The organism is Streptomyces sp. NPDC101393, assembly GCF_044767385.1.
In the GTDB taxonomy this organism is placed as follows: Bacteria; Actinomycetota; Actinomycetes; order Streptomycetales; family Streptomycetaceae; genus Streptomyces.
The window spans coordinates 59955-76615 of the sequence record NZ_JBIWNU010000004.1; the positions used below are offsets into that span (position 1 = coordinate 59955).

General features: G+C 71.3%; 15 protein-coding genes. 8 read left to right on the forward strand and 7 right to left on the reverse strand.

Annotated features, from left to right (window positions below; translation table 11 throughout):
• Positions 1 to 53: 53 nt before the first annotated feature.
• The 6 genes from ACIRQ7_RS13750 (at position 54) to era (ending at position 6220) form a co-directional block, all read left to right on the forward strand.
• Complete coding sequence (locus tag ACIRQ7_RS13750) at positions 54 to 1058, forward strand: PhoH family protein (protein ID WP_404262380.1); 1005 nt, start codon at positions 54 to 56, stop codon at positions 1056 to 1058.
• Between the two features lie 72 nt (positions 1059 to 1130).
• Complete coding sequence (ybeY, locus tag ACIRQ7_RS13755; protein WP_401471629.1) at positions 1131 to 1628, forward strand: rRNA maturation RNase YbeY; 498 nt, start codon at positions 1131 to 1133, stop codon at positions 1626 to 1628.
• Between the two features lie 13 nt (positions 1629 to 1641).
• The gene (locus ACIRQ7_RS13760; protein ID WP_404262382.1) at positions 1642 to 2988 is read left to right on the forward strand and encodes a hemolysin family protein; all 1347 of its coding nucleotides are present in this window, start codon (positions 1642 to 1644) and stop codon (positions 2986 to 2988) included.
• A 934-nt stretch (positions 2989 to 3922) separates the two neighbouring features.
• The gene (locus tag ACIRQ7_RS13765; protein WP_404263120.1) at positions 3923 to 4774 is read left to right on the forward strand and encodes a helix-turn-helix transcriptional regulator; all 852 of its coding nucleotides are present in this window, start codon (positions 3923 to 3925) and stop codon (positions 4772 to 4774) included.
• A 75-nt stretch (positions 4775 to 4849) separates the two neighbouring features.
• On the forward strand, positions 4850 to 5215 hold the full coding sequence (locus tag ACIRQ7_RS13770) for a cytidine deaminase (RefSeq protein WP_401471635.1): 366 nt from the start codon (positions 4850 to 4852) through the stop codon (positions 5213 to 5215).
• 66 nt (positions 5216 to 5281) lie between these two features.
• Positions 5282 to 6220 (forward strand): GTPase Era, encoded by a 939-nt coding sequence (gene era / locus ACIRQ7_RS13775; protein ID WP_401471638.1) that lies wholly within the window; start codon positions 5282 to 5284, stop codon positions 6218 to 6220.
• Positions 6221 to 6234: 14 nt separating this feature from the next.
• Here the strand turns inward: era and ACIRQ7_RS13780 are convergent, their stop codons facing one another.
• From ACIRQ7_RS13780 to ACIRQ7_RS13795, 4 genes are all read right to left on the reverse strand, one after another.
• Positions 6235 to 7485, reverse strand: coding sequence for an MFS transporter (locus tag ACIRQ7_RS13780; protein WP_404262384.1), 1251 nt, complete (start codon positions 7483 to 7485; stop codon positions 6235 to 6237).
• Entirely contained in the window at positions 7482 to 8870 is a 1389-nt protein-coding gene (locus tag ACIRQ7_RS13785) for a GH1 family beta-glucosidase (RefSeq protein ID WP_404262385.1), read from the reverse strand. Before ACIRQ7_RS13785 ends, ACIRQ7_RS13780 begins: the two co-directional genes overlap by 4 nt.
• A 163-nt stretch (positions 8871 to 9033) precedes the next feature.
• Positions 9034 to 9300 carry a protealysin inhibitor emfourin gene (locus ACIRQ7_RS13790; RefSeq protein ID WP_401471647.1) on the reverse strand — a complete coding sequence of 89 codons (267 nt, stop codon included), beginning with the start codon at positions 9298 to 9300 and terminating at the stop codon, positions 9034 to 9036.
• A 114-nt stretch (positions 9301 to 9414) separates the two neighbouring features.
• Positions 9415 to 10491: a M4 family metallopeptidase gene (locus ACIRQ7_RS13795; protein ID WP_403670264.1), complete on the reverse strand. Its 1077-nt coding sequence runs from the start codon at positions 10489 to 10491 to the stop codon at positions 9415 to 9417.
• Positions 10492 to 10789: 298 nt separating this feature from the next.
• Between ACIRQ7_RS13795 and leuA the strand changes: the two genes are divergently transcribed.
• Positions 10790 to 12568: a 2-isopropylmalate synthase gene (leuA, locus tag ACIRQ7_RS13800; protein WP_404262387.1), complete on the forward strand. Its 1779-nt coding sequence runs from the start codon at positions 10790 to 10792 to the stop codon at positions 12566 to 12568.
• A gap of 191 nt (positions 12569 to 12759) precedes the next feature.
• Positions 12760 to 13464, forward strand: coding sequence for a TerB family tellurite resistance protein (locus ACIRQ7_RS13805; RefSeq protein ID WP_404262389.1), 705 nt, complete (start codon positions 12760 to 12762; stop codon positions 13462 to 13464).
• 73 nt (positions 13465 to 13537) lie between these two features.
• On the opposite strand, the gene ACIRQ7_RS13810 is transcribed toward ACIRQ7_RS13805, so the two are convergent.
• From ACIRQ7_RS13810 to ACIRQ7_RS13820, 3 genes are read right to left on the reverse strand one after another with little or no spacing between them, the layout of a single operon-like run.
• Positions 13538 to 14764 carry a cytochrome P450 gene (locus tag ACIRQ7_RS13810; protein ID WP_404262391.1) on the reverse strand — a complete coding sequence of 409 codons (1227 nt, stop codon included), beginning with the start codon at positions 14762 to 14764 and terminating at the stop codon, positions 13538 to 13540.
• The gene (locus ACIRQ7_RS13815; RefSeq protein WP_404262393.1) at positions 14689 to 16068 is read right to left on the reverse strand and encodes a cytochrome P450; all 1380 of its coding nucleotides are present in this window, start codon (positions 16066 to 16068) and stop codon (positions 14689 to 14691) included. The genes ACIRQ7_RS13810 and ACIRQ7_RS13815 overlap by 76 nt, the downstream gene beginning before the upstream one ends.
• Positions 16065 to 16637, reverse strand: a complete 573-nt coding sequence (locus ACIRQ7_RS13820) for a GTP-binding protein (protein ID WP_401471666.1) — start codon at positions 16635 to 16637, stop codon at positions 16065 to 16067. The genes ACIRQ7_RS13815 and ACIRQ7_RS13820 overlap by 4 nt, the downstream gene beginning before the upstream one ends.
• Positions 16638 to 16661: the final 24 nt, after the last annotated feature.

Consider the following 16661-nt stretch of genomic DNA (forward strand, 5'->3'; position numbering starts at 1 on the left):
ACCCAAGGAGTCGAGCTGACGAGAGAGGGTTGACCAGGCCACAGAGCCGGCCCATGACGCAGACACCCACGCAACCGCAGGCGCACGCCCAGTTCACCGTCCCGGCCAAGCACCCCATGGTCACGGTTCTGGGATCCGGGGACTCGCTCCTGCGTGTGATCGAGAAGGCCTTCCCCGCGACCGACATCCATGTCCGTGGCAATGAGGTCAGCGCGGTCGGTGACGCCGAGGAAGTCGCCCTGATCCAGCGCCTGTTCGACGAGATGATGCTGGTGCTCCGCACCGGACAACCGATGACGGAGGACGCCGTGGAACGCTCCATCGCCATGCTGCGCTCGGCGGAGGACGGCGAGGGCGTGGACGGCGAGACACCCGCCGAGGTGCTCACCCAGAACATCCTGTCGAACCGGGGCCGCACGATCCGCCCCAAGACCCTCAACCAGAAGCGCTACGTCGACGCCATCGATCAGCACACGGTCGTCTTCGGCATCGGCCCGGCCGGCACCGGCAAGACCTATCTCGCGATGGCCAAGGCCGTGCAGGCGCTGCAGGCAAAGCAGGTCAACCGCATCATCCTGACCCGCCCCGCGGTCGAGGCGGGCGAACGCCTCGGCTTCCTGCCCGGCACCCTCTACGAAAAGATCGACCCGTATCTGCGCCCGCTCTACGACGCACTGCACGACATGCTCGACCCCGATTCGATTCCGCGCCTGATGGCCGCGGGCACCATCGAGGTCGCGCCGCTGGCCTATATGCGTGGTCGCACCCTCAATGACGCGTTCATCATTCTCGACGAGGCGCAGAACACCAGCCCCGAGCAGATGAAGATGTTCCTCACCCGCCTCGGCTTCGAATCGAAGATCGTCATCACCGGTGACGTCACCCAGGTCGACCTCCCGGGCGGCACGACGAGCGGTCTGCGCCAGGTCCAGGAGATCCTGGAGGGCCTCGACGACGTGCATTTCTCCCGCCTCACCAGTCAGGACGTCGTCCGGCACAAGCTCGTCGGCCGTATCGTCGACGCCTACGAGAAGTACGACAGCCGCAACGGCAAGTGAGCCACCGCCCGGCAGTTCCCGGGCAGTGCCTCACGGCCGGCAAAGCCTCAAGAAGCGAGAAGTCACTCCCCCATGTCGATCGACGTCAACAACGAGTCCGGTACGGACATCGACGAGCAGGCCGTCCTGGACGTCGCCCGCTACGCCGTCGCCCGGATGCGCATCCACCCGCTGTCCGAGCTGTCCGTGATCGTCGTGGACGCCGAGGCCATGGAGCAGCTCCACATCCAGTGGATGGACCTCCCCGGCCCGACCGATGTCATGTCCTTCCCGATGGACGAACTCCGTCCGCCGGCCAAGGACGACGAGGAGCCCCCGCAGGGGCTCCTCGGTGACATCGTGCTGTGCCCCGAGGTCGCCAAGAAGCAGGGCGAGGACGCCCCGACCGGGCATTCCATGGACGAAGAGCTGCAGCTGCTCACCGTCCACGGCGTGCTGCACCTGCTCGGCTACGACCACGAGGAGCCCGACGAGAAGGCCGAGATGTTCGGCCTCCAGGCGGCCATCATCGATGGCTGGCGCGCCGAGCAGGGCCTGACCGGCCCCTCTCCCGCCCCGACCGTGACCTGACGGGCGGGCCCCGATGACCACCCAGCTGATCGCGGTCGCGGTCCTGCTCGTCGTGATCGCCTGGCTCGCGGCCAGCGCCGAGGCGGGCCTGGCCCGGACGACGAGCTTCCGCGCCGAGGAAGCCGTCAGATCCGGCCGCCGCGGCAGCGCCAAGCTCGCCGCCGTCGCCGCCGACCCCACCCGCTACCTCAACGTCGCGCTGCTGGTGCGGGTCGGCTGCGAGATGGCCGCCGGCGTCCTCGTCACCTACACCTGCCTGCAATCCTTCGACGAGACCTGGGAGGCGCTGACCGTCGCGATCGCCGTGATGGTGCTCGTCTCCTACGTCGCCGTCGGCGTCTCGCCCCGCACCATCGGCCGCCAGCACCCCCTCAACACCGCGACCGCCGCCGCGTACGTCCTGCTGCCCCTGGCCCGCATCATGGGCCCGATCCCGCAGCTGCTGATCCTCCTCGGCAACGCCCTGACGCCCGGCAAGGGCTTCCGCAAGGGCCCGTTCGCCTCCGAGGCGGAGCTGCGTTCGCTGGTCGACCTCGCCGAGAAGGAGTCGCTGATCGAGGACGAGGAGCGCCGGATGGTGCACTCCGTCTTCCAGCTCGGCGACACCCTGGTGCGGGAGGTGATGGTGCCGCGTACGGACCTGGTCGCCGTCGAGCGCTACAAGACCATCCGGCAGGCGCTGACCCTGGCGCTGCGCTCCGGTTTCTCGCGTATCCCGGTGACCGGCGAGAACGAGGACGACATCGTCGGCGTGGTCTATCTCAAGGACCTCGCCCGCAAGGTGCACATCAACCGCGACGCGGAGAGCGAGCTGGTCTCCACGGCGATGCGGCCCGCGGTGTTCGTGCCCGATACCAAGAACGCCGGTGACCTGCTGCGCGAGATGCAGCAGGACCGCAATCACGTCGCGGTGGTCATCGACGAATACGGCGGCACGGCCGGCATCGTCACGATCGAGGACATCCTGGAGGAGATCGTCGGGGAGATCACCGACGAATACGACCGTGAGCTGCCGCCCGTCGAGGACCTCGGTGGCGGCCGCTATCGCGTCACCGCCCGGCTGGACATCGGCGACCTCGGCGAGCTGTACGGCCTGGCCGAGCTGGACGACGAGGACGTCGAGACGGTCGGCGGGCTGCTGGCCAAGCTCCTGGGCCGGGTCCCGATCGCCGGTGCCACCGCCGAGGTGGACCTGTCGGGCGATGCCGTTGATCCCTCCCTGAAGGCGCTGCGGCTGACCGCCGAGTCCCCCGCGGGCCGCCGCAACAAGATCATCACGGTGCTGTGCGAGCCGATCGGCCCGTCGGGCGGCGAGGACCGTGCCGACGCGCAGCGGACGGCGGACCGCGCCGAGGGCTGAGCGGCGGCGCTGATTTCCGCACCGTCCGCGCCCTGGCCTTTCTCCCTCCCGTTTCCCTCCCGTTTCCCTCCCCCCGTTTCTCCCCGGAATGCGCTGGCGGGTCCCTGACCTGCCCCTGACCCACCCCTGACCTGCGCCTGACCTGTTCTGATCCGTTCCTGAACCGTCCTGACCTGTTCCTGATCCCCAGTGCAGTGGAAATGTTCTGACTTCCATGTCCGGGGGAGCTGGATTCCTCCGGTACGGCCATGGAAAGATCGGTTGCGCGGTTACCGAAGAGCACGTCAATGGCACATTCCACGGGGGAAGTTGACGGCGGCCGCTCCGGCGAATTCCACCTGACGAGGCGCTGCCGTAACGGCATTGCGCCGGGAATTCGGCCGGACACCTCCCGTTCATCCGCCGCGCGCAGCGGCGCCGGACGTGAGGGTGCGTGCGGACCGAGCCGTGCGGGGGACGGCTCAGACCCGCGCGAAAGGCGGCGCCCCGGCCCGATCGGCCGGGGCGCCGCCTTCGTGCTTCCCGGGCGCGATGAACCGGCCCCGCCGGGAGCGGACCGTGCGAGGCCCGGCCGTGACCAGCACGGCGACCACCGCCACCAGGATCGCGCAGAGCAGCAGCAGGACCAGCTCGGCCGGGGGGCATCCGCGCCGGGGCGGAGGCGGCCGTCGCGGCCTACGTGGAGCTGGGCCGCGGCGACCGGCCGCCCGTCGGGACGGAACGGGTGTCGGTCGGTATGCCAGGAGCGTGCGGCCCTGGAAGGGGCAGTGGGGAGCGGGCACTTATCGTGGGGTCCCGCACCACCAGCCACGCCGACAGGGGGAGAAACGTGGCCACCACCCCATCCGCTGCCGTATCCGCAGCGGCATCCGCCACTGCGCCCGCGCCCGCGTCCGGTGATGCCCGCCGGCGCCAGGAGTTGCGCGAGTTCCTGATGAGCCGCCGGGCCCGGGTCAGCCCGGCCGACGCGGGCCTGCCCGACGGCGGCCGCCGCCGTACCCCGGGCCTGCGCCGCGAGGAGGTCGCCGTGCTCGCCGGGGTCGGCGCGTCCTGGTACCAGTGGCTGGAGCAGGGCCGCGACATCACCGTCTCACCGCAGGTGCTGGACGCGGTGGCCCGGGTCCTGCGGCTCAGCGGCGCCGAGCGGCGGCATCTGTACGTCCTCGCGGGCCTCAACCCGCCCCGGCGGCAGGACTCCGAGGAGCTGGGGAGGAACGATGTCGGTGCGGGCCTGCAGCGGCTGATCGATGCCTGGATGCCGTTCCCGGCGCACATCATGGACCCGTACTGGAACACCATCGCCTACAACGACGCGGCGCATCTGGTGCTCGGCCACGGCCGTCCCGGCGTCGCGCTCAACTGCCTGATCGCGTTCTTCACCGACCCCGTCTACCGCGCCCGCGCCGCGAGTTGGGAGGCGAACGCCCCGCTGGTCGTGGCGCAGTTCCGGGCCGCGTGCTCGGGGCGGCCCGGCGACGAGGGCTTCGACGAGGTGGTCCGGGAGACGGCCGGGGCGAGCGAGGAGTTCGCGGCGCTGTGGGCGCTGGCCGATGTGCAGGACGGCGGCCAGCTGCACAAGGAGCTGGACCACCCGCTGGTCGGCGCGCTGCTCTTCGAGACCACGCAGCTGCACGTCCCGGTCCGCCCGGATCTGACGGTCGTGCTGCACAACCCGCGCCCGGAGACGGAGACCGCGGCGAAGCTGGAGTGGCTCACCTCGCCGGAGGGCCGCCGCGGCGGGATGTATTCGGTGGCGGGACAGCGCGACAGCGGGACGGCGGTGTGAGGGCGGCGGGACAGCGGAACGCGGGAGCCCGGGGCAGGGTGGGGGAGGCCGGCCGCCCCGCATATGCTCGCCGGTATGAGCGAAGCAGCCCCCCTGGACCCGGAAGACCGCAAGATCATCACGCTCGCGCGTTCGGCGCGGGCCCGTAACGGCGTGCCCGAGGGCGCCGCCGTACGCGATGAGACCGGCCGCACCTACGTCGCCGGCACCGTCGCCCTGGAGTCGCTGCGGCTCAGCGCGCTGCAGACGGCCGTGGCGATGGCCGTGGCCAGCGGGGCCACGTCCCTGGAGGCCGCCGCCGTGGTCACCGCGGCCGAGAGCGCCGCCGATGCCGACCGCGCCGCCGTACGCGACCTCGGCGGCCCCGGGACGCCCGTCCTGGTCGCGGGCCTCGACGGCGCGCTGCGCGTCACCGTGCCGGCGGGCGAGCCGCAGGACTGAGGCGGCCGCGGTGCCGGGGCGGCCGGGTGGTCGGAGTGGGCCCGGGGATCGGGGAGAATGGGCGCCATGAGCGCTCGTACAGACTCCTCCGCCCCGCACCGCGCCGGCTTCGCGTGCTTCGTCGGCCGCCCGAACGCGGGCAAGTCCACCCTCACGAACGCTCTCGTCGGCACGAAGGTGGCCATCACCTCCAACCGCCCGCAGACCACCCGCCACACGGTGCGCGGGATCGTGCACCGCCCCGAGGCGCAGCTGGTCCTGGTGGACACCCCGGGCCTGCACAAGCCCCGTACGCTGCTCGGCGAGCGGCTGAACGACGTGGTGCGCACCACCTGGTCCGAGGTCGATGTGATCGGCTTCTGCCTCCCTGCCGACCAGAAGCTCGGCCCCGGCGACCGCTACATCGCCGCCGAACTCGCCGGCATCAAGAAGACCCCCAAGGTCGCCATCGTCACCAAGACCGACCTGGTCGACTCCAAGGCACTGGCCGCTCAGCTGATCGCCATCGATCAGCTCGGCAGGGAACTCGGCATCGAGTGGACCGAGATCATCCCGGTGTCGGCAGTCGGTGACCAGCAGGTTTCCCTGCTCGCCGATCTGCTCGTGCCGCTCCTCCCGGAGAGCCCGCCGCTCTACCCCGAGGGCGACCTCACCGACGAGCCCGAGCAGGTCATGGTCGCCGAGCTGATCCGCGAGGCCGCGCTGGAGGGCGTACGCGACGAGCTGCCGCACTCCATCGCCGTCGTCGTCGAGGAGATGCTGCCGCGCGAGGACCGCCCGGCCGAGAAGCCGCTGCTGGACATCCACGCCAACGTCTACATCGAGCGTCCCAGCCAGAAGGGCATCATCATCGGCCCGAAGGGCAAGCGGCTCAAGGAGGTCGGCATGAAGTCGCGCAAGCACATCGAGGCGCTGCTCGGCACGCCCGTCTTCCTCGACCTGCACGTCAAGGTGGCCAAGGACTGGCAGCGCGACCCCAAGCAGCTGCGCAAGCTCGGCTTCTAGGCCGCCGGCCCCGCTCACGGCACCGAGCGGATCCGGCGCACCAGCAGCGCCCCCAGCAGGCCGATGCCGGCCGCGGCGAGATAGAGCACCCGGTAGCCGCCGAGGTGGCTCACGATCGGCGCGGCCAGCGCGGGCGCGGCCACCTGCGGCAGCGAGTTGGCGATGTTGATGACGCCCAGGTCCTTGCCGCGGTGTGCGGCGGCCGGCAGGACCTGCGTCATCAGCGCGAAGTCGACGGCGGTGAAGACGCCGAAGCCGACGCCGAGCAGGGCCGCGGCGCACAGCGCCCCGGTCCAGGTCTGCCAGCCGGCGAGCAGCGCGGTGGCCACCGCCATGATCACCCCTGACCACAGCACGAACGGCTGCCGGCGCCCGGCCCGGTCCGACCAGATCCCGCCGACGACGACCGTGCCGAGCAGCGTGACGCCGTTGACCGCGGTCAGGATCAGCACCCCGCCGTCCGGGTCGGACCGGTGCAGCACGTCCCGCAGGTAGTACAGGAGATACAGCAGCGCCAGCGCGTTGCCGAGGTTGATCAGGAAGCGGGTCAGCCAGGCCCAGGCGAGATCGGGATGGCGGCGCGGGCCGATCCAGAATCCGGCGAGGAAGCTCCGCCAGGTGAACGCCGGGCGGTCGGCGGCCGCCAGCACCGGGTCCTTGTGCAGCAGCAGATACGGTGCGGTGGCCAGCACGGTGAAGGCCGCGCAGGCGAGGTAGCCCGCGGTGACCCCGCCGGCCAGCGTCGCCAGGCCCGTGCCGACGACCACGCCGAGGATCTGCGCGGCGCCCAGCCGGCCGCCGACCGCCCCGCGCTGGTCCCGCGGCACCCGGTCGGGGACGGCGGCGGTGACCGCCGCGAACGCCGCGTTCAGGGTCAGCTGCACCAGGCACCAGCCGAGCGCCATCACCGGGACGGTCCGTGCCCCGGCCAGCAGCGCGAGGGCCGCGGCGCCGCCCAGCACGCCCGCCAGGATCCACGGCGTACGGCGCCCGAAACGCGAGGTCGTACGGTCCGAGAGGGCGCCGAAGAGCGGGTTGGCGACCAGCGAGACCGCGGCGCCCAGGCCGGTCACCCAGGCCAGTACGGATTCCTTGGAGGTGCCGGCCGGCGCGAGTTCGGCGGCCTGGAGGGCCAGCAGCAGCTGGATCGGGCCGTACCAGCCGACCCATATCGCGCCGTTGGCCAGCGACAGCGAGGCGGTCCAGCCGCGGCCGACCGGCTCGACGGGCTCCGTCAGGCCCGCCGGCCGCGCGGCGGCCGTCATCCCCGGGCCCCCTCCCGCGGTGCTTCCTGGTCGCGCAGCGCGTCCCGCAGCCAGTGGTAGGAGGCCTTCGGGGTGCGGGCGAGGGTGGCGTAGTCGATGTGCACGAGGCCGAACCGCCGCGCGTAGCCCTCCGCCCACTCGAAGTTGTCCATCAGGGACCAGACGAAGTAGCCGCGGACATCGGCCCCGGCGTCCATGGCGTCGTGCAGCGCCCGTAGATGACCGTCGAGGAAGGCGATCCGTTCGGTGTCGTCGACGCCGTCGTAGGAGCAGCCGTTCTCCGTGATGACCAGCGGCGGCAGGCTCGCGCCGTACCGCTCGCGGAAGGAGCGCAGGAGTTCGGCGAGCGCTCCGGGGACCACCGGCCAGCCGAAGTCGGTGCGCGGGTAGCCGGCGATCTCCCGTGGCGCGAAGGGGAGTTCGGGCGGCAGCCGGATGCCGGCGAAATCGGCGGGGGCGGTGGCCGCCGGGTCCGGGGCGCCGACCAGGGTCGGCTGGTAGTAGTTGATCCCGTACCAGTCCAGCGGCTGGGAGATGATCTTCAGGTCGTCCGCGACGGGCCCCGGCAGCAGCGCGGCCAGCCCGTCGTCGGGATAGCGGCCGAGCAGCAGCGGGTCCGCGAAGAGCCGGTTGAGCAGCAGGTCGTAGAGGTCGGCGGCGGCGGTGTCGGCCTCGGCGGGGGACGCCGTCCAGGTGGGCCCGTGCGAGTTGGCGATGCCGATGCCGGTGGCGCCCCGGGCCCGCAGCGCCTGGACGGCCAGACCGTGGCCCAGCAGCTGGTGGTGGGCGGCGGGCAGTGCGTCGAAGACCAGCTGCCTGCCGGGTGCGTGCTGGCCCAACCCGTAGCCGAGCAGCGTCAGTTCGGCGGGTTCGTTGAGGGTGATCCAGCGGTCGACGCGGTCCCCGAGCCGGGCGGCGACGGCATCCGCGTACGCCGCGAAGTGCTCGGCGGTGTCCCGTACGAGCCAGCCGCCGGCCGACTCCAGGGCCTGCGGGGTGTCCCAGTGGAAGAGGGTCGGCACCGGCTTGACGCCCGCCGCAAGCAGCGCGTCCACCAGCCGGTCGTAGAAGTCCAGCCCCGCCGCGTTGACCGCCCCGCTGCCGTCCGGCACGACCCGCGGCCAGGCCACCGAGAAGCGGTAGGCGCCGACCCCGAGCTCCTTGATCAGCGCGACGTCCTCGCGGTAGCGGTGGTAGTGGTCGGTCGCCGTACGCGCGTCGGAGCCGTCCTTGATCCGCCCCGGCCCCTCGGCGAACACGTCCCACGCGGAGCGCCCCCGCCCGTCCTCGTCCACCGCGCCCTCGATCTGCGCGGCCGAGGTGGACACGCCCCACAGGAAGTCGCGGGGGAAGCGGGGGAGGGGTGACGCCGGCGCCGTTGTCATGGCCCGGATCTTCTTAACCGCCGGTAACACTGTCAAGAGGCAGGCGAACGAAGGGAGTTGAGCGTGGCCCGGAGGAGGGGCACGCGGACCCTGGGCCGGTGGCGTGGACCGGGCCCGCACATCCGCCCCGATCCGCACAACAGCCCCTGAGCGCCTTCCTTCCCTAAGCGCCTTCCTTCAGCACCCGGGTGATCAGCTTCCGCTGCTCCTCGGTCAGCCGCGGGTCGGAGCAGTAGACCGTGCGCCCGTCGACGGTGATCCGGTAGCTGAAGCCGTCCGGCGCCCCGGCGGGAGGCGCGCTGTGGGCGGCGGCGACGGCCTGGTCGGCCAGCGAGTGCCAGTCGCCGGCGTCGGCGCGCCCGGAGGTCTCGACCTCGGCCTGGCGCGCGATGCCCGCGAAGCCGCCGGTACGGCGAATCTGAATACGCATGGTTGTCTCCTACCCGGTGGAGGGGGCCTACTCGCCGCCGGACGGATGGCGCGAGGAGGAACGCCGCGGGGCGGGAGCGGCCGCCGCCCGCTCCCGCCCCGCGGCGCGTGCGCGTTACTTCCCGGTCACCCCGACCTGGGACCAGGCCTTGACCAGTGCCTCGTGTTCGTCGCCGGCGCCGTAGCGGGCGCTCGCCGCCTTGATGGTGAGCGCGGCGAAGTCGGCGAAGGTGGCGTCCTTGGCGAGCTTCCCGCCGGTCAGCACGTCGTACCAGACCTGGCCCGCCCGCTCCCAGGCGTTGCCGCCGAGCGCGGTGGCGGCCAGGTAGAAGGCGTGGTTGGGGATGCCGGAGTTGATGTGCACCCCGCCGTTGTCCTCCTCGGTCTCCACGAAGTCCTTCATCCTCGCGGGCTGCGGGTCCTTGCCCAGGACGTCGTCGTCGTACGCGGTGCCGGGAGCCTTCATCGAGCGCAGCGCCTCACCGGTGACGTTCGGGCCGAGCAGGCCCTTGCCGATCAGCCAGTCGGCCTCCTCGGTGTTCTGGCCCAGGGCGTACTGCTTGATCAGGGCGCCGAAGACATCCGAGACCGATTCGTTCAGGGCCCCGGACTGGCCGGAGTAGTCGAGATTCGCGGTGTACTGCGTGACGCCGTGGGTGAGCTCGTGGCCGATGACGTCGACGGGGATGGTGAAGTCCAGGAACAGGTCGTTGTCCCCGTCCCCGAAGACCATCCGCTCGCCGTCCCAGAAGGCGTTGTCGTACTTCTCGCCGTAGTGGACCGTCGCGTCGAGAGGCAGGCCCGCGTTGTCGATCGACCTGCGGCCGTAGACCTTCAGGTAGAGCTCGAAGGTGGCGCCGAGGCCGGCGTGCGCGCGGTTGACGGAGGCGTCCTTGGACGCCGGGGCCGACTCGGCGTGGACCTTCTTGCCGGGCAGGTTCTCGGTGTGCCCGGCGTCGTAGATGGTGCGGTTCGGCTTGTCCGCGCCGGCGCTCGGCTCCGACGGCGTCAGGCCGCGGGCGACGACTCCGAGGCGGCGGGTGCGCTGGACGTGGTCGTGTTCCAGGGTGCGCTGGGTCCGCTCCTGGCGGTCCGCGTCGTCGGACTCGGCGAGTTTGTTGAGGATGTGCGGAGGGACGATGGTGCAGAAGACCGGGGTGGCCGGGGTGACCGGCTTCTTGATGAGGTCCATGGACAAACGGTCGCACTGTGTAACCCATGTGTCACTGCCTGCCGCCCAGATTCCTGAAAACGTGTGGTTCATCGCAGTTGAACCCATACGTCCGACCGGTCCCGCATACTGATACGCGACCGCCGACGACGGCGGACCTCGGCTAAGGTGCTGTGCATCATGCGTTTCGGGCTGCTTCTCCTTAGCTGCCGCGGCGAGGGCCTGTAGTCGTAGGCCGACCCCCTCCCCGCGGAGTTCGGTGTTGCGATCTTTCGCCCCGTCGGCCGGTCCAGCGGACACACGAGGAGCCCTACGCATCATGACGAATCCGTCGAGCCACGCCGAGAACGCCGTCGGTCGCCGTACCCCGGTCACCAACGCCACCGCGCTGCAGAAGCCCTCCGGGATGCCGGTCCACAAGTACGGCCGCTACGAAGCCGTCGAGATCCCCGACCGCACCTGGCCCGACAACCGCATCACCGTCGCGCCCCGCTGGCTGTCCACGGACCTGCGGGACGGCAACCAGGCGCTGATCGACCCGATGTCGCCGGCCCGCAAGCGCGAGATGTTCGACCTGCTGGTGCGCATGGGCTACAAGGAGATCGAGGTCGGCTTCCCGTCCTCCGGTGAGACCGACTTCGCGTTCGTCCGCTCCATCATCGAAGAGGGCGCGATCCCCGAGGACGTGACGATCTCCGTCCTGACGCAGGCCCGTGAGGAACTGATCGAGCGGACCGTCGAATCGCTGCGCGGCGCCCACCGCGCCACCGTGCACCTGTACAACGCCACCGCCCCCACCTTCCGCCGGGTCGTCTTCCGCGGCTCGAAGGAGCAGGTCAAGCAGATCGCGGTGGACGGCACCCGGCTGGTCATGGAGTACGCCGACAAGATCCTGGGCGACGAGACGATCTTCGGCTACCAGTACAGCCCGGAGATCTTCACCGACACCGAGCTGGACTTCGCGCTGGAGGTCTGCGAGGCGGTCTGTGACGTCTGGCAGCCCGAGGAGGGCCGGGAGATCATCCTGAACCTGCCCGCCACCGTCGAGCGCTCGACGCCCTCCACGCACGCCGACCGCTTCGAGTGGATGTCCCGCCACCTGACCCGCCGCGAGCACGTATGCCTGTCGGTGCACCCGCACAACGACCGCGGCACCGCCGTCGCCGCAGCCGAACTGGCGATCATGGCCGGCGCGGACCGTATCGAGGGCTGCCTGTTCGGGCAGGGCGAGCGCACCGGCAACGTCGACCTGGTCACGCTGGGCATGAACCTGTTCTCCCAGGGTGTCGACCCGCAGATCGACTTCTCGCAGATCGACGAGATCCGCCGCACCAGCGAGTACTGCAACCAGATGGAGGTCCACCCGCGCCACCCCTACGCGGGCGACCTGGTCTACACCGCCTTCTCCGGCTCCCACCAGGACGCCATCAAGAAGGGCTTCGACGCGATGCAGGCCGAGGCGGCCGCCGCCGGGAAGACCGTGGACGACATCGAGTGGTCGGTTCCGTACCTGCCCATCGACCCCAAGGACGTCGGCCGGTCCTACGAGGCCGTCATCCGCGTCAACTCCCAGTCCGGCAAGGGCGGTATCGCCTACGTCCTGAAGAACGACCACAAGCTGGACCTGCCGCGCCGGATGCAGATCGAGTTCTCGCGCACCATCCAGGAGAAGACCGACAGCGACGGCGGCGAGGTCACCCCGACCGCCATCTGGTCGACCTTCCAGGACGAGTACCTGCCCACCCCGGAGAACGCCTGGGGCCGTATCGCGCTGCGCTCCGCGCAGACCTCGTCGACGAGCGAGGGCACCGACGCGCTGACCGTCGAGGCCGTCGTCGACGGCGCCGACACGGTGCTGACCGGCACCGGCAACGGCCCGCTGGCCGCGTTCTTCGACGCGCTGCACGCGATCGACGTGGACGTGCGCCTGCTGGACTACAGCGAGCACACCCTGAGCGAGGGCGCCGGCGCCCAGGCCGCCGCGTACATCGAGTGCGCGATCGGCGACAAGGTGCTGTGGGGCGTCGGCATCGACGCGAACATCGTCCGTGCCTCGATCAAGGCCGTGGTTTCCGCGGTCAACCGCGCCGGCCGCTGAGTCGATCTTCCACCGGGGCGCTGACCTGCCCCGCAAGGTGCCGAAGGGCCCCGTGATCCTCCCCCGGGAGGCGCGGGGCCCCGCGTCATCCGGCCAACTGTCCGGTACGAGGTGCTGACGCCACATCAAGCATGTGGCTAACATCACGTCCCATACGGCAACGGAGCCGCGTGGTTCGGAGGGCTGGCGTGATGCACAAGATGTGTGGGATGGGAGTGCGCACGTCCTGGCGTACCGTCGCCGACGGCGAGTTCTACTGCCCCGACTGCGGCGGTGACCGCAACTACCTCCGCCAGGACGGCCGCCGCCGGCTGACCGTCCTCGGTGTTCCGCTGCTCTCCCGCGGTTCCGCGGGCCCGGTCCTGGAGTGTTCGGCCTGCCGCGGCCACTTCGGGCTGGACGCGCTGGACCACCCCACCACCGTCCGCTTCTCCGCGATGCTGCGGGACGCCGTCCACACCATCACGCTCGCGGTCCTGGCCGCCGGCGGCACCTCCTCCCGCGCGGTCCGCGACACGGCCGTCAGCGCGGTCCGCGCGGCCGGGTACACCGACTGCTCCGAGGACCAGCTGCTGACCCTCCTCGCGGCGCTGGCCGCCGACACGGGACGCCTCACCGGTACCTACGACGCGGTGACGGGTGGCTGCGGCCACGACGGTCTGGACCCGTGCGGCACGGCGCTGGCCATAGAGCTCCACGAGTCCCTGGAGCCACTGGCCCCGCACCTCGCCCCCACGGGCCGCGAATCGCTGCTCCTCCAAGGCGCCCGCATCGCCCTCGCCGACGGCTCCTACAGCACCCCCGAACGCGAGGTCCTCACCACCGTCGGCGCCGCCCTCTCCCTTCCGCCGACCGACACCAACCGGCTGCTGGCGGCGGCGCGTACGCCGTCCTGAGGGGCCGGGACCACGCCCACGGGCCCGCTACGGCCGCCCCGGGTGAGCGGAGCGGCCGTACGGAACGTCGGCCTCAGCCCCGTGTGAGGCGTACCGGCAGGCTGCGGAAGCCGCCGGCGATGAAGCCGCCGGCCGGCTCCAGGGAGTCGGCGGGGACCGCGAGTTGCATGTCCGGGAAGCGGTCGAAGAGGGCCGGGAGGGCGGTGCGGGCCTCCATGCGGGCCAGGGGGGCGCCGAGGCAGTGGTGGACGCCGTGGCCGAAGGCGAGGTGCTCCTGGCCGGAGCGCTGGATGTCGAACTCGGCTGCGCTCGGGCCGTGTTGCTCCGGATCGCGGCCCGCGCCACCGTAGGACGGCAGGATCGCCTCGCCCTTGCGGATGGTGGGGCCGCCGGGGATCTCGATGTCCTCGACGGCGAACCGCAGCGGGAGGTTGGCGATGCTGGGGCGCCAGCGCAGCGTCTCCTCGATGACGTCGTTCCAGGAGGAGGCCCCGGAGCGGACCAGTTCGAGCTGGTCGGGGTGGCTGAGCAGCGCGTGCACGGCGTTGCCGAGCAGGTCGACGGTGGTCTCGTGACCGGCCCCGATGACCAGGAGGAGCGTGTCGAGCAGCTCCTGTTCGGTCATCCGCTCGCCCTCGTCGTCCCGCGCGGACACCAGGAGGCTGGTGAGGTCCTCGGCGGGATTCTCCCGCTTCTCCTGGACCAGGCCGCTGAGCAGCGTGTAGACCGCCACTCCGGTGGCGGTGGCCTGCTCGGGGGTGGCGGTGGTGTCCATGATGGCCGCGACCAGCCGGGCCAGCTCGCCGCGACGCTCGCCCTCGGGGAAGCCGAACAGCTCGCAGATGACCGCCATCGGCAGCGGGTGGTTGAAGGCCTCGCGCAGGTCCACGACCTCGCCCGCGGGGACTGCCGCGAGAGAGTCGATGAGGGACTTCGTGACCCGCTCGACGCTGGGCAGCATCGCGTCGGTGCGGCGGGCGGTGAACGCCGGGGCGATCAGCTTGCGCAGCCGCCGGTGGTCGGGCCCGTACGCGGTGAACATGTTGGTGACGCCGATCCACGACTGGAGCCAGCTGCCGCGGATCTCCTCGCGCTGCCACTCCGGCCAGTGCTCGCGCGGGTTCTTGGAGACGCGCGGATCGGTCAGCAGCTCCTTGAGCAGGGCGTGGCCGGTGACGGACCAGGCCTCGATGCCACCGGGCAGCTCGACGCGCGCCGCCGGGCCTATGGCGCGGAGGCGCGCTGCCTCGCCGTGGATATCGGCTCCGACGGGGTCGATGACGAGGGGCTGCTGTCCCATGGCGTGGCTCCTGCCTGGTCGGGGGTGATGGGGGTGAAGCGGGCGGGGAGGGCGACCAGCGCCCGGTGGAAGGCGCCGTTGCGCCATTCCAACTGCTCGTGCTCCACCGCGAGTTCGATGTCGGAGAGCCATGCGGTGAGCCGCTCGATCGCGGTGGTGGCGATCAGCAGCGCATGCCGTTGTACGGGGCAGGCGTGCGGGCCCGCGGCCCAGGAGAGGTGCGAACCGCTGCCGGAGCTGGGCCCCTGCTGGGACGTGGTGTCGAACTGGCTGTTGGCGGCCGCGTACGACACCATCACCAGCTGGCCCGCCCGCACCCAGGTGCCGTGGAAGAAGACGTCACGGACCGGGAAGTGCGCGGAGTAGTTCAGGAGCGGCGGGTCGTTCCACAGCACCTCGTTGATCGCGTCCCGCGCGGTCAGCGCGCCACCCGACAGGGTGTTGTAGTAGCGGTCGTCGGAGAGCATCCGGGAGAGCGCGTTGCCGATGAGGTTGGCGAGCGGTTCGTTGCCCGCGCCCATGGTGAGGATGATCTGGTGGATCAGTTCCTCGTCGGTCAGGTCGTTGGGGTGGTCCATGAACCACGAGGTGAGGTCTGCCCCGCGCTGCGCCTTCTTCGCGCCGACCAGCTCCATGATGTACGACTCGTACGCGGCGTTGGCGGCGGCCGCCTCCTCGGGCGAATTGCCGTCCAGCATCCCGGCGATGGCCGCGATGAGCTGCTCGCTGTAGGAGTCGGGCAGCCCGAAGAGGTTGTTGAACATCAGCAGCGGGATGAGCCGGGCGTACTCCGCGATCAGGTCCACCCGGCCGTGCGCGCCGAACCGCTGGATGAGGGTGTCCGCGGCGTGGTGCACGCGGGCGCGCAGTTCGTGCGGTTCGACGAGCCGGAAGCTGTCGGTGATGACCTGGCGGTAGCGGTCGTGCGCCGGGCCGTCGCTGTAGAAGACGTTGGGCCGCCACATCAGCATCGGCATGACGGGGGAGTCCGCCGGGACGGTCTCCATCCAGGCGCGGGAGTCCTTGGACCAGGTGGTGTCGTCGTGCAGCAGGTCCAGCGCGGCCCGGTAGTCGGTGACCAGCAGCGCGGTCACGTCGGGCGCGATCTCGACGGGCGCGAGCGCCCCGAACTGGCGCAGGTGCCGGAAGAAGCGCTCCGGTTCGGCCGCGTACTCCGGCCCGTACAGCTTGAGGGGCGCGTACGCGTCGGGCTCGGTGGCCGGCGGCTTGGTGTGGGGCGGGGCCCCGGCGTGTGCCGGGCAGCCCGGTGGCGGGCTGCCGGCGGGCTGGTGCGGGGAGGTCACGGGTTCTCCTCGGGCGTGTGGGCCAGGACGTGGCCGACGAGCGCGATCAGCGCGTCGACGGACTGTTCCCGGTCGCGGGCGTCGCACAGCACGAGCGGCGTCTCGGGGTGCAGGTCGAGTGCGTCGCGGAGCTTTTCGACGTCGTACTGGGGCGCGTCGGGGAAGGTGTTGACGGCGACGGCGTAGCGCAGCCCGGCCTCCTCGACGATGTCCATCACCTCGAAGGAGTCCGCCAGCCGGCGGGTGTCGGCGAGGACGAGGGCGCCCAGCGCGCCGCGGGCGATGTCCTGCCACAGCGGCCGGAAGCGCTTCTGTCCGGGCGTGCCGAACAGGTAGAGCACCAGGTCGCCGGGGAGGGTGAGCCGCCCGAAGTCGATGGCGACGGTGGTGGTGGTCTTGTCCCGGACCCCGGCGAGATCGTCGACGATCGCGCCGGTCTGCGTCATGACCTCTTCGGTGTGCAGCGGCGGGGTTTCGGACAACGCACGGATGAGCGTGGTCTTGCCGACCCCGAACGGCCCCGCGACCAGGAGTTTGACCAGCGTCTGGTCGGCGCCCGAGAGGTACATGTTGCCGGTGGCGGGAGCGCTGCC